At 32.5% G+C, this 13497-nt stretch carries 13 protein-coding genes; 12 read left to right on the forward strand and 1 reads right to left on the reverse strand.

The features are described 5' to 3' along the window. The first annotated feature begins 67 nt into the window (after window positions 1-67). The 11 genes from DMA14_RS11960 (at window position 68) to DMA14_RS12010 (ending at window position 10976) form a co-directional block, all read left to right on the forward strand. Window positions 68-730, forward strand: coding sequence for a response regulator transcription factor (locus tag DMA14_RS11960; RefSeq protein ID WP_111424885.1), 663 nt, complete (start codon window positions 68-70; stop codon window positions 728-730). A 3-nt stretch (window positions 731-733) separates the two neighbouring features. Beyond that, window positions 734-2134 carry a sensor histidine kinase gene (locus DMA14_RS11965; RefSeq protein WP_111424886.1) on the forward strand — a complete coding sequence of 467 codons (1401 nt, stop codon included), beginning with the start codon at window positions 734-736 and terminating at the stop codon, window positions 2132-2134. Between the two features lie 311 nt (window positions 2135-2445). Next, window positions 2446-3303, forward strand: coding sequence for an ATP phosphoribosyltransferase (hisG, locus tag DMA14_RS11970; protein ID WP_111424887.1), 858 nt, complete (start codon window positions 2446-2448; stop codon window positions 3301-3303). Window positions 3304-3412: 109 nt separating this feature from the next. After that, complete coding sequence (gene hisD / locus DMA14_RS11975) at window positions 3413-4696, forward strand: histidinol dehydrogenase (RefSeq protein ID WP_111425043.1); 1284 nt, start codon at window positions 3413-3415, stop codon at window positions 4694-4696. A 101-nt stretch (window positions 4697-4797) separates the two neighbouring features. Beyond that, window positions 4798-5844, forward strand: a complete 1047-nt coding sequence (gene hisC, locus DMA14_RS11980) for a histidinol-phosphate transaminase (RefSeq protein ID WP_111424888.1) — start codon at window positions 4798-4800, stop codon at window positions 5842-5844. A 175-nt stretch (window positions 5845-6019) separates the two neighbouring features. Then, window positions 6020-7156: a bifunctional histidinol-phosphatase/imidazoleglycerol-phosphate dehydratase HisB gene (gene hisB, locus DMA14_RS11985; protein WP_111424889.1), complete on the forward strand. Its 1137-nt coding sequence runs from the start codon at window positions 6020-6022 to the stop codon at window positions 7154-7156. Between the two features lie 76 nt (window positions 7157-7232). After that, on the forward strand, window positions 7233-7814 hold the full coding sequence (gene hisH / locus DMA14_RS11990; protein ID WP_111424890.1) for an imidazole glycerol phosphate synthase subunit HisH: 582 nt from the start codon (window positions 7233-7235) through the stop codon (window positions 7812-7814). An 84-nt stretch (window positions 7815-7898) separates the two neighbouring features. Then, window positions 7899-8624 (forward strand): 1-(5-phosphoribosyl)-5-[(5-phosphoribosylamino)methylideneamino]imidazole-4-carboxamide isomerase, encoded by a 726-nt coding sequence (gene hisA, locus DMA14_RS11995; protein WP_111424891.1) that lies wholly within the window; start codon window positions 7899-7901, stop codon window positions 8622-8624. Window positions 8625-8706: 82 nt separating this feature from the next. Continuing rightward, window positions 8707-9462: an imidazole glycerol phosphate synthase subunit HisF gene (hisF, locus tag DMA14_RS12000; protein ID WP_111424892.1), complete on the forward strand. Its 756-nt coding sequence runs from the start codon at window positions 8707-8709 to the stop codon at window positions 9460-9462. Between the two features lie 89 nt (window positions 9463-9551). Beyond that, complete coding sequence (gene hisIE, locus DMA14_RS12005; protein WP_111424893.1) at window positions 9552-10148, forward strand: bifunctional phosphoribosyl-AMP cyclohydrolase/phosphoribosyl-ATP diphosphatase HisIE; 597 nt, start codon at window positions 9552-9554, stop codon at window positions 10146-10148. A 225-nt stretch (window positions 10149-10373) separates the two neighbouring features. Beyond that, window positions 10374-10976, forward strand: coding sequence for a hypothetical protein (locus tag DMA14_RS12010; protein ID WP_111424894.1), 603 nt, complete (start codon window positions 10374-10376; stop codon window positions 10974-10976). Here DMA14_RS12010 and DMA14_RS12015 read toward each other — a convergent pair. Next, the gene (locus tag DMA14_RS12015; protein ID WP_111424895.1) at window positions 10973-11671 is read right to left on the reverse strand and encodes a carbohydrate-binding family 9-like protein; all 699 of its coding nucleotides are present in this window, start codon (window positions 11669-11671) and stop codon (window positions 10973-10975) included. The two genes, DMA14_RS12010 and DMA14_RS12015, sit on opposite strands and share 4 nt — an antisense overlap. Window positions 11672-11838: 167 nt before the next feature. Between DMA14_RS12015 and DMA14_RS12020 the strand changes: the two genes are divergently transcribed. Beyond that, window positions 11839-13494: a M1 family metallopeptidase gene (locus tag DMA14_RS12020; protein WP_111424896.1), complete on the forward strand. Its 1656-nt coding sequence runs from the start codon at window positions 11839-11841 to the stop codon at window positions 13492-13494. Window positions 13495-13497 lie beyond the last annotated feature (3 nt).

Here is a 13497-nt window from a genome sequence, read left to right on the forward strand (position 1 = left end):
TCTGAGAGCTAAATTATCTATCTTTGAATGGCAAAAAAGAAATTCAAATTTTAATCAGATACGATAAATGCACATTTTAATAGTTGAAGACGAAGTAGGGATTGTTCAATTTCTAAAACAGGGTTTGCAAGAAGAAGGTTATCAAATTACTACTGCAGGTGATGGTTCTAAAGGGTTTGAGCTGGTTCAGGAGCAAAAATTTGACTTAATTCTTTTAGATTGGATGCTGCCAAAAATTAACGGCCTCGATTTATGCAAAGCCATTCGAATTAAAGATCAAGATACTCCAATCATTTTTTTGACAGCAAAAGATACTGTTCAAGAAACTATAGAAGGTCTGAAAGCTGGAGCAAACGATTATATTAAAAAACCTTTTAGTTTTGAGGAATTGGTTGAGCGAATAAAAGTTCACTTTAGAAACAAAAAACAAACTGAAACCCTGACTCTCGGAAACATTACAATGGACTTGTCCAGACATATTGTATTGAAAGGTGATGAAGAAATTTCATTAACTCAGCGAGAATTTGAACTTTTAGCATATCTGATTCAGCATAAAGGAAAAGTCTGCACTAGAAACCAGATTTTAAGAGATGTTTGGGAAATCAATTTTGAGTACGATACAGGCGTAATAGATGTTTTTATGAACGCAATTCGAAAAAAACTGAACCTTAAAATCGAGGAAGATTATATCAAAACCATTCGAGGCATTGGATATATTGCCAATGATTAACAAATGACATCATTATCTTTTAAAAACAGAATAGCATTAAATTATATTGTAGGAACGGGACTGTTGATTTTAGCGGTCTTTTCTGCTATTTATTTTATTGTAAAACTGACAGTTTACAATCATATAGATGAGAATTTGAACATAGAAATTCAAGATCATCTAAAAGAGCTAAGGATAGAAAAAGGCGTCGTAATCTTTATGGATGCCGAAGAATGGGAGGAAAGAGAACATAATTCGGTCGACGTAAATCCAATTTTTGTTCAGTTTTTGGACTTGAACAAAAAAATCATTGAAAAATCACCTAATCTGAAAAATGAAAAACTCGTTTTTCATAGAAAAAGTGAAGATTTCCACCCTTTTGATACTAAATTATTAGGAAATAAAATTCGTCAAATTCAGGTTCCGCTCCATGTGCAGTCTAAGAAAGTTGGTTATTTGCTTATTGCAATGTCGCTTTCCGACTCTTCAAAAGTTTTGGATAATCTGATGGATACTTTATTGATTACTTTTCCCATCATTTTGCTGATTCTGTTTTTCTTAGCTAGATTTTATGCGGGACGAAGCATTAAACCCATAAATAATATTATTCAGACCTCAAAAGTTATTACTAAAGATAATCTTAAAGCGCGTATTCCGTTGCCAAAAACAAGAGATGAACTGTTTACACTTTCTAAGACTATAAATAATCTATTAAACCGAATTGAAGATGCAATTGAACGTGAAAAACAGTTCACTTCAGATGCTTCTCATGAATTGAGAACACCGTTAACTGTTATTAAAGGAACACTTGAAGTGTTGATACGCAAACCTCGAGATAGCAAAGAATATGAAGAAAAAATAAATTATTGTATTAATGAAGTTGACCATTTAAATTCTCTTGTTGATCAGCTGCTTATGATGGCTCGTTTTGAGAATCAGAAACAGAATATTCTTAAAGAAAATGTTTATCTAAATGCTGTAATTTTAGATGTTCTCAAGTTGAATACAGAGAAAATTAAATCGGGAAAAATAAATGTGATTTTAGAGGCATCTGAAGAATTTTATATTTATTCAGATAATTATTTGACAGTGACAATTATTCGAAATATTATTTCAAATGCGGTAAAATATTCCAAACCTGATAGTAAAGTTACGGTTTCATTATCAAGAGAGGATAATAAAATTATCTGCAACATTTCAGATCGCGGAATAGGAATTGCGAAAAAAGACCTTGAGTCAATTCTGAATCCTTTTTTCAGATCAGATTCGCTAAGTCATTCAGAAATTAAAGGAACTGGTCTTGGATTGTTTATTGTAAAACGAATGACAGATTTGCTTAAAATTAAATTTAAAATTGAAAGTGAAATTGGGGTTGGTACCAACGTGCTATTGGTTTTTGATGAATATGATAATTCGTTAAAGTAATTTTAAAATTATTAGTCATATCGCAGTGTACGACGATTTTTAACAATAAACTATCGTTAAGTTAAAATAAAAATTGCTTTTTAATTATTTTATCTAGTATATTTGCAACCGAATCAAAGAAGTAAAAAACAAAACAAATCATGATTTCAATTCAATTACATCATCATCATTTACATTATTGCTCTCAAGCGATGTGTTAATGGTATGCGTGTAAATCATCATATTTTAAAACCCGTTTGAGTACATCAAACGGGTTTTTTAATTTAAGCTCTCTTTGTACTCAAACTATTAATCCAACAAACAACTAAAAAATGAGTACTTTAAAAATTGCAATTCAAAAATCTGGTCGTTTAAACGAAGACAGCATTCAAATTCTAAAAGACTGCGGCATTTCAATAAACAATGGAATCGACCAGCTAAAAGCAGAAGCTTCAAATTTTCCTCTTGAAGTTTTATACCTGAGAAATTCAGATATTCCTCAATATTTAATTGATGGAGTTGTTGATTTAGCCATTGTTGGCGATAATCTTTTAGTAGAAAAAGGAAAAGGAATCGAAGTGGTTCAAAAATTAGGATTCTCTAAATGTAAAGTTTCTGTAGCAGTTCCTAAAACCTTCGAATACAATTCTGTACAAGATTTAGCCAATCTTCGTATTGCGACTTCATACCCAAACACTGTTAACGAATATTTCAGTAAATTTGGTTTAACTGTCGACATTCACCAAATTTCTGGTTCTGTTGAAATTGCGCCAAACATTGGACTTGCAGATGCAATTGTAGATATCGTTTCAAGCGGAAGCACACTTTTCAAAAACAACTTAAAAGAAGTTGAAGTAATCTTAAAAAGTGAAGCGGTTTTGGCAGTTTCTCCAAAAGTTTCTCCAGAAATTCAAAAACACATTGATACTTTAAAATTTAGAATTCAAGCGGTTTTAAGAGCAAGAAATTCGAAATATATCCTAATGAATGTTCCAAACGACAAAATCGAAGCCGTTGGAAAAATCCTTCCAGTTTTGAGAAGTTTAACAGTTCTTCCATTAGCACAAGAAGGCTGGAGTAGTGTTCACTCTGTAATTGATAAAGATACTTTTTGGGATGTAATTGACCAGTTAAAAGAAGTAGGAGCAGAAGGAATTTTAGTTTGTCCAATTGAGAAAATGGTACTTTAAAAAGAAATTTCAATTTTTAAATTCCAAATTCCAAGCTTAGTGTTGATTTTTAAAATAAAGAATTGGAATTTGGAATTTTAGAAATTTGGAATTTAATATTGAAAATATTATGAATAAAATAGATAGTCCAAAACCAGAAATCTGGTCAGAAATATTAAAAAGACCAACACAAACTGTTGATGATATTGAAGTTACAGTAAAAGAGATTTTCAAAGAGGTTCAAAGAAAAGGAGATGAAGCGGTTGCGAAATACACTTCGATTTTTGACGGAATTTCGTTAGACAATTATGAAGTTTCTCAGGCAGAAATTGAAGAAGCAATTAGTCTAATACCAATTGAATTGAAGGAAGCGATCGAATTAGCAAAAAACAATATTTATAATTTTCACAACGCTCAAAAAACAGATCGCGTTTCTGTTGAAACGATTGAAGGAGTAAACTGCTGGCAAGAAAAAAGACCAATTCAGAAAATTGGTTTATATATCCCAGGAGGAACAGCACCTTTGTTTTCTACAGTCTTAATGTTGGCTGTTCCGGCTGAAATTGCCGGTTGCAAAGAAATTGTTTTGTGTTCGCCACCAGATAAAAAAGGAAAAATAAATCCAGCGATTTTGTATGCTGCTAATTTGTGTGGAGTAACTAAAATTTTGAAAGTTGGCGGAATTCAAGCCATTGCAGGAATGACTTTCGGCACACAATCTATTCCGAAAGTATATAAGATCTTTGGGCCTGGAAACCAATTTGTAACGGTAGCAAAACAACTGGCAACTCAGTTTGGTGTTGCGATTGATATGCCTGCAGGGCCTTCTGAATTGTTAATCGTTGCCGATAATACTGCTGTTCCAGCTTTCGTTGCATCAGATTTATTGTCTCAGGCGGAGCACGGAACAGATAGTCAGGTGATTTTAGTTTCGACTTCAAAAAAACTAATTGCAGAAGTAGAAAAAGAAGTGCAATCACAATTGGAACTGCTTCCGAGAAAAGCCATAGCTGAAAAAGCGATTGAAAATTCAAAATTAATTTATGTTGAAAATGATCAGATTGCCTTAGATTTAATCAATGAATATGGACCAGAGCACTTTATAATTTGTTCTGAATATGATGATTTCTATTGCAATGGAATTGTAAATGCAGGTTCTGTATTCATCGGAAATTATACTCCTGAAAGTGCAGGTGATTATGCATCAGGAACTAACCATACTTTGCCGACAAATGGTTATGCTAAAAATTATAGTGGTGTAAATTTAGATAGCTTTATGAAATCGATGACCTTTCAAAAAATTTCAGAAAAGGGTATTCAGAACATAGGAAAAGCAATTGAATTAATGGCTGAAGCTGAAGGTTTGCAAGCGCATAAAAATGCTGTGACATTGAGATTGAAGAGTTTAAAATAAAGAGAGAAAAGAATATAGAACAAAGAGTAAAGAAAGTTCTGCTAATCAGAGGAGAATCTATCCTCTTTATTCTATTTTCTATATTCTAAAAATAAAGAAAAATGAAATTCGATTTAAATACAATAACACGTGAAAACGTAAAATCTTTAAAGCCATATTCTTCTGCGAGAGATGAGTTTGAAGATTTTGACACAGCCGAAATGATTTTTCTGGATGCCAATGAAAATCCATTTCAAAATGGAGTAAATCGCTATCCAGATCCGCAGCAGAATTCGGTTAAAGCAATTCTAGCTAAGAACAATTTGGTAAAGCAAAGCCAGATTTTATTAGGAAACGGTAGTGATGAAGTTCTTGATTTGCTTTTCAGGGCTTTTTGTGAGCCAAACAAGGATAATATTATTTCGTTGCCACCAACATACGGAATGTATGGGGTTTTAGCGAATATTAATGCTGTTGAAAACAGAGAAGTTCTATTGGCTACTGATTTTCAGCCACAAGTTGAAAAGATTTTAGAAGCCGTTGATGAGAATACCAAGATTATTTTTTTATGTTCGCCAAACAACCCAACTGGAAATTCATTTTCAGATGAAAGTGTTGTAAAATTACTTCAAAACTTTAATGGTTTAGTCGTAATTGATGAAGCTTATATTGATTTCTCGGATAAAGAAAGCTGGCTGACAGAAATCGATGAATATCCTAATTTAGTGATTACGCAAACACTTTCTAAAGCCTATGGTTTGGCTGGAATTCGTTTAGGAATCTGTTATGGTTCTGAAGCTGTAATTTCGATTTTAAATAAAATAAAACCGCCTTATAACGTAAACGAATTGACTCAGCAACGAGCGATAGAACGTCTGAAAGATTCTGAAAAAATAAAACAAGAAATAGCTTCTATTATTGAGCAAAGAGAGGAATTACTTAAAGTTTTGCTTAAAGTGAGTTTTGTAGAAAAAGTATATCCGACAGAAGCTAATTTTATTTTAGCAAAAGTGGATGATGCGAATAAAAGATACGATCAATTGATCGAAAAAGGAATTGTGATTCGAAACAGAACTACGCAGCCTTTATGTGAAAATTGTCTTCGTTTTACAATTGGCACAAAAGAAGAAAATGCGGTTGTAATTAGAGAATTAAAATTGTTGAGCTAAAAAAATATATAGCCACAGATTATACAGATTAAAAAGATTTTTATTCTGTTTGTGTTTAATTTTTTGCCACGAATTTCACGAATTAACACAAATTAAATTCGTGAAAATTAGTGTAATTCGGGGCAAAGAAAAAAAATCCTTGTAATCTGCGAAATCTGTGGCAAAACAAAAAAATATGAAAAAAGTACTTTTTATCGATCGTGATGGAACGATTGTTTTAGAACCAGAAAATTATCAATTAGACAGCTTAGATAAACTAGAGTTTTATCCAAAAGCATTTCAATATTTGGCTAAAATTGCTAATGAATTAGATTACGAATTGGCAATGGTAACCAATCAGGACGGACTAGGAACGGATAGTTTTCCTGAGGATACCTTTTGGCCAACACAGAATTTTATTCTAAAAGCTTTTGAAAATGAAGGAGTCGTTTTTGATGAAATTTTCGTAGACAGAACTTTTCCGGAAGAAAATGCGCCAACACGCAAGCCAAGAACCGGAATGCTGACTAAATATTTAAATAATCCTGAATATGATTTACAAAATTCATTTGTTTTAGGAGATCGTTTGACAGATGTTGAACTGGCTAAAAACTTGGGAGCAAAAGCGATTTTCATGAATGATACAGACGGAATTGGAAGTAATGAAATTTCGTCAAAACGTGAAGAACTTGACGCAACAATCGTTTTGCAATCAATGGATTGGAAGAAAATCTATGAGTTTTTAAAATTAGAAGCGCGTTCAGCTTCGATTACGCGTAAAACGAACGAAACCGATATTTACATCAATCTAAATCTTGATGGAACAGGAAAAAGTAAAATTGATACTGGAATTGCCTTTTTCGACCACATGTTAGATCAAATCTCACGTCATGGTCAAATGGACTTGGAAATAATTGTAAAAGGCGATTTAGAAGTTGACGAACACCACACAATTGAAGATACAGCAATTGCTTTGGGAGAAGTTTTCGCGAAAGCGTTAGGAAACAAATTAGGAATTGAGCGTTATGGATTTTGTCTTCCAATGGACGATTGTTTGGCGCAAGCTGCAATTGATTTTGGTGGAAGAAACTGGCTAATTTGGGAAACTGAATTTAAACGTGAAATGGTAGGCAAAATGCCAACAGAAATGTTTTATCACTTCTTTAAATCGTTTACAGACGGCGCAAAAGTGAACTTAAATATCAAAGCAGAAGGAATCAACGAACACCATAAAATTGAAGCAATTTTTAAAGCTTTCGCGAAAGCCATAAAAGTAGCCGTAAAAAGAGATACCGAAAAAATGATTTTGCCTTCAACGAAAGGAATGCTTTAATGAATTTTGTTTCAGGTTTCACGTTTTGTTGAGTAACTTGAAACGTAAAACCTGAAACAAAACAAACAAAAAACGAATGAAAATAGTAATTATAAATTACGGAGCAGGAAATATTCAGAGCATTATGTTTGCTATTGAAAGATTAGGTTTTAAAGCTGTTCTGAGTAACAATCCAGTTGAAATAAAATCGGCAGATAAAGTGATTTTTCCTGGCGTGGGCGAGGCGAGTTCGGCGATGACGAAGCTACGTGAAAGTGGTTTAGATAGTTTGATTCCGCAATTGAAACAGCCTGTTTTAGGAATTTGTCTGGGAATGCAATTGATGTGCAACAAAACTGAAGAGGGAAATACAAAAGGTTTAGGAATTTTTAATGTGGATGTTTTGAAATTTTCAAATAACGTAAAAGTGCCGCAAATGGGATGGAATCAGATTTATGATTTAAAAACTGACTTGTTCAAAGATATTTCTGAAAATGAATTCATGTATTTGGTTCACAGTTTTTATGCGCCAAATTGTGCAGAATCTATCGCAACAACCAATTATGACGTTGAATATGCCTCGGCTTTGCAAAAAGATAATTTTTACGGAACTCAATTTCACCCAGAAAAAAGTGGTGATGTTGGAGAGAAAATCCTTGGGAATTTCCTAAAGATGTAAAGTTTTCAATATCAAAAATCAATCAAAATGTCAATTTCAGTTTTAGAATCTAAAATCTAAAATCTGAACTCTAAAATTAGAAAAATGAGAATAATACCAGCCATAGATATCATTGAAGGAAAATGTGTTCGTTTGTCCAAAGGTGATTATGATACCAAAATAATTTACAATGAAAATCCGCTTGAAGTGGCAAAATCATTTGAAGCGCACGGAATTGAATATTTGCATTTAGTGGATTTAGACGGAGCGAAATCAAGCAAAATCGTAAATTATAAGATATTAGAACAAATTGCAACGCAAACAAGCCTAAAAATTGATTTTGGTGGCGGTTTGAAATCTGATGATGATTTGAGAATTGCTTTTGAAAGCGGTGCGAATCAGATTACTGGCGGAAGCATCGTGGTTAAAAATAGAGCAATTTTTGAAAAATGGATTTCAGAATACGGTTCAGATAAAATTATTCTAGGCGCTGATGCGAAAGACGAAAAAATCGCGGTTTCTGGTTGGTTAGAAGAATCAAATGAAGATTTGGTTCCGTTTATTCAAGATTATCAAAGTAAAGGAATTCAGTATGTTATTTGTACTGATATTGCTAAAGATGGAATGCTTCAAGGGCCAAGTTTTGATTTGTACAGTAAAATTTTAGCAGAAGCAAAAGGAATAAAGTTAATCGCTTCTGGAGGAATTTCTACTTTCGATGAATTACCAAAATTAGCTGAATTAGGTTGTGAAGGAACGATTATAGGAAAAGCAATTTACGAGGGAAGAATTAGTTTGAAAGAGTTGGAGAGCTATATAATTAGTAAATGAGAAAATTTGATAATTAGATAATGATTTAGCAAATGCAGAAAATTATCTAATTGACTAATTATCTAATTAACACATTAAATAAATGTTAGCAAAAAGAATTATACCTTGTTTAGATATAAAAAACGGAAGAACCGTAAAAGGCGTTAATTTCGTTGACTTGCGTGATGCAGGCGATCCTGTGGAATTAGCTGAAATTTATTCGGCTGAAGGTGCAGATGAATTGGTTTTTCTGGATATTTCAGCAACTGAAGAAAGACGCAAAACGCTTGTAAATATAGTACGAAGCGTTGCGGAAAAAATTAATATTCCGTTTACGGTTGGCGGCGGAATTTCATCTGTTGAAGATGTTGATATTCTGTTGAATAATGGAGCTGATAAAGTTTCTATCAATTCATCGGCAGTAAAAAATCCGCAATTAATTAATGATTTGGCACAGAAATTTGGAAGTCAATGTGTTGTTGTCGCAATCGATGCGAAACAAATTGACGGACAATGGATTGTGCATTTAGTTGGAGGAAAAGTGCCAACTGAATTAAATTTATTCGATTGGGCAGTTGAAGTGGCTGAACGTGGTGCGGGAGAAATTTTATTTACCTCAATGGATAACGACGGAACTAAAAATGGTTTTGCAAATGAAGCTTTAGCCAAACTTTCAGAGTTGGTTAATATTCCAATAATTGCTTCGGGAGGTGCCGGAAACATTCAGCATTTTGTTGATTCCTTTAAAGAAGGAAAAGCTGATGCAGCTTTAGCGGCAAGTGTTTTCCATTTTAAGGAAATAGAAATCAAAGCTTTAAAACAAGAATTAAGAAATAATAATATAGAAGTTAGAATTTGAGAAGAAATTCCAATTTTTAAATTCCAAATTCCAATAATCTGAGTTTAGAAATAAATCTAAAATCTGAACTCTAAAATCTAAAATTAAAAATGGAAATCGATATCAAAAGCGCACACGGATTAATTCCGGCGATCATTCAGGATTCTGAAACAAAAAATGTTTTGATGCTGGGTTATATGAATGAAGAATCGCTTCAAAAAACAATAGAAACTCAGAAAGTAACTTTTTTTAGTCGTTCAAAACAAAGACTTTGGACAAAAGGCGAGGAGAGTGGTAATTTTTTGAATCTGGTAAGCATTAAAAATGATTGCGATGGCGATACGCTTTTAATTCAGGCAAAACCTGTTGGGCCAACTTGTCATAAAGGTGCAGATACTTGTTGGCAAGAACCTAATGATGCGAATTATGGTTTTATTTCGCAATTAGAAAATACAATCAAAACGCGCAAAGAAAATGCTGATTCTGAAAAAAGTTATGTGGCTTCTTTATTCGAAAAAGGAATCAATAAAATTGCTCAAAAAGTAGGTGAAGAAGCTGTAGAAGTTGTTATCGAAGCAAAAGATAATAATGATGATTTGTTTCTTAGCGAAAGCGCTGACTTATTATTTCATTATTTAATCCTGCTTCAAGCAAAAGGTTACCAATTGAATGATGTTGTGGAAGTTTTAAAAGGACGCCAAAAATAGTTTCAAATAATTTTAGGAAGCATTTATTATATAGCCCGCGGTTTCAACCGCGGGAGGGCATGCAATATTACAATACGTTTCCCGCGGTTGAAACCGCGGGCTATGTTTGTAATATTTTTGTCTATCTAGGGGTGTGATTTTTTTACCTTTTAGTATCGCTCTAGTCGTCCTTAAGTTGAGAATGACAAAAAAAAAATATACTATTTTAGTACTAAATAATTATTTATGAGATTAATTGTATACTTGTTTTTGTTTTTGGTTCCGAATTTAAACTATGGCTTTAAGAAAGATATAATGCCATATTCCTTGGTTATTTCTAAAGCTGTTTTGATTGTTGACGGAACTGTCACTAAAGTTTCCAAAAATGAATATGAGTTCAAAGTAAATCAATTCATTAAAGGGAAATCTAGTTCGAAAATTAATGTAGCAATTTGGAAAGAATGGCTTTGTGATTCAAGAATGAAAGAATTAAAGTCTGGGCAGAGAATGATTTTGTTTTTAGAAAAATCGCCATATGGAAATTTTTATCCCATCAATGAAAGTACAGGAGAGTTGTATATAGATAATAACGCTTTTCTTGATATATTTTTGCCCAAAGCTTTTTTAAACCCTACAAATTTAAAGAAAGGGATTTCTATGTTTTTGGATATGTATGCGTTTTATGGAAATTTTAATGATAGATTTTATCAAAATATAAATTTCGTACGCATTAAATCCATTTTTGAAGTTTATAAAATGGCAAAAATGAATACAGCTTTTAAGTTTTTAGTTGATGATGTAGAGTATTACAAGCCAACAGAAGTACAATTTTTCCCGTTATATAATTAATCTACAAATTCAAAAACGGCAAATTCTGCTGGTTGATGAAATCCAAATTTCAAGCTCTTATATGGCTGTAAAGCAAGATATTCAGTCGTGTTACCGTAATCAATTCTAAAAGCGTTTCCTTTCCATTTTGTTCCAATTTTTGGTTTTTGGAAACCGCCGTTTTTAACTTTTTCAAGACTAGAAAAAGGAATTTTAATTTCTGCAATATATCCTTCAGGAGTTATTTTACTAACAGCTTCTAAGCCTTTAATATCAAAATCCATTGACGTATTCCAACCGCCGCATTCTGGTGAAATGCATTTTAAAAGTAAATCGTAATAAGTAGAGAATGTATTTACGCCAATTTCAATATAGTTCTGGCTGTCTCCATCTGGATCGATAAAAATTTCTACTAAATCATCGGTATCAAATATCTGAGAGTCTCTTTTTTTTGATGTTCCAATAATTTGAGAATCATTGCATTTATAGGCTAAGAATAAGTTTTCATCATTCCACGAAAGTGAAACAAAAGTGTTTTGCAATGCTTTTTCTCCAGAATTATGAATTACAAAAGGACCTAGAAATGGTTCGTTCCAATCAGATAAGTTTCCGTCAATCATTATTTGCTTATTTGTTCTATGGACAGGAATGGTTTGTGCATTGGCAACTGTCGAAAACATTATAATTAAATAGAAAACAAGTGTAGTTAATCTCATATTATGAAATCTAAAATTTTGAAAGTACTAAAATAGAGAAGAATAATGAATTTGAATATTGTTTATTTGTATTGAGATCATAATTTTTTAAAAAACTTGATTCGAATGTTTACATTTGTTGAAGATTAAGCTGGTTTAATTACCTAATTATTTCAAATTCTAAAATAATGAAAAAATACTTTGGTGGCGTAGTTTTCGCCTTTTTGGTTGGTTTTACTGCCAATGCTCAAGGACTTTTAAGCAAGTCAGAAACCGTTTTTACACATCAGGATACTTTACGCGGAAGCATCACAAAGGAAAGAGCTTGGTGGGATTTAAAATATTATCACCTTGATGTAAAAGTGAATCCGAAAGAAAAATCAATCTCAGGTTTTAATACAGTTCGTTATACTGTTTTGACAGAAAACAACCGTATGCAGATCGATTTGCAGCAACCAATGAACATCACTAAAGTAACGCAGAATGGAAAAGAGTTAAAGTTTGAAAGAGACGGAAATGCGTTTTTTATTACTTTAAATGAAAAGCAAAAAGTTGGAGATACCAAAGAGATTAAAATTTCGTTTAACGGAAAACCTAAAGAAGCCGTTAGAGCACCATGGGATGGCGGTTTTTCTTGGAAAAAAGATAAAAACGGAAAAGATTTTATTGCTACATCTTGTCAAGGTTTAGGCGCGAGTGTTTGGTGGCCATGTAAAGACCATATGTATGATGAAGTGGAAAATATGCTAATTAGCGTGAATGTTCCTGGAGATTTGACAGAAGTTTCTAACGGAAGATTACAAAGTGTTAAAAAAGAAAAAGATGGAACTAAAACTTTCAACTGGTACGTTTCAAATCCTATAAATAACTATGGTGTAAACATCAATATTGGTGATTATGTTAATTTCTCAGAAGTATTTAAAGGTGAAAAAGGAAATTTAGACTGCAATTATTATGTGTTAAAAGATAATCTAGCTTTGGCAAAAGAGCAGTTTAAAGATGCTCCGAGAATGTTGAAAGCTTTTGAGAACTGGTTTGGACCTTATCCGTTCTACGAAGACAGTTATAAATTGGTTGAAGTTCCGTATTTAGGAATGGAGCATCAAAGTTCTGTAACATATGGAAATCAATACAAAAATGGATATTTAGGGCGTGATTTAAGCGGCACAGGCTGGGGTTTAAAGTTTGATTTTATCATCATTCATGAATCTGGCCACGAATGGTACGCTAATAATATTACCTACAAAGACATTGCTGATATGTGGGTTCATGAGAGTTTTACAAACTATTCTGAAAGCCTTTTTGTTGAATATTATTATGGAAAAGATGCTGGTGCAGAATACGTAATTGGATGCAGAAAAAATATTCAAAATGATAAGCCAATTATCGGACATTATGATGTAAATAATGAAGGTTCTGGCGATATGTATCCAAAAGGAGCTTCAATGCTTCATATGATTCGTCAGGTAATCAACGATGATGCTAAATGGAAATCGATTTTGAGAGGTATGAATAAAACTTTTTATCATCAGACAGTTACCGGAAAGCAGATTCAAGATTATATTAACGAACAGTCTGGAATTAATTTCAACAGAGTTTTTGCACAATATTTAACTACAACACAAATTCCTGTTTTCGAATACATATTTAAAAATGGAACTTTTGGATATCATTGGACAAACTGTGTTTCTAAATTTGATATGCCAGTAAGAGTAAAATTAAACGGTGTTGAAACTTGGCTGAAACCAACAACAGAATGGCAATCTGTAAAAACAGATAATGAAGACAGAAAACTAGAGGTTGATAAAGATTTCTATGTTACGACTTCTAATATTGTAGAATAGATT

Source organism: Flavobacterium sharifuzzamanii, assembly GCF_003254585.1.
GTDB classification, from domain to species: domain Bacteria; phylum Bacteroidota; class Bacteroidia; order Flavobacteriales; family Flavobacteriaceae; genus Flavobacterium; species Flavobacterium sharifuzzamanii.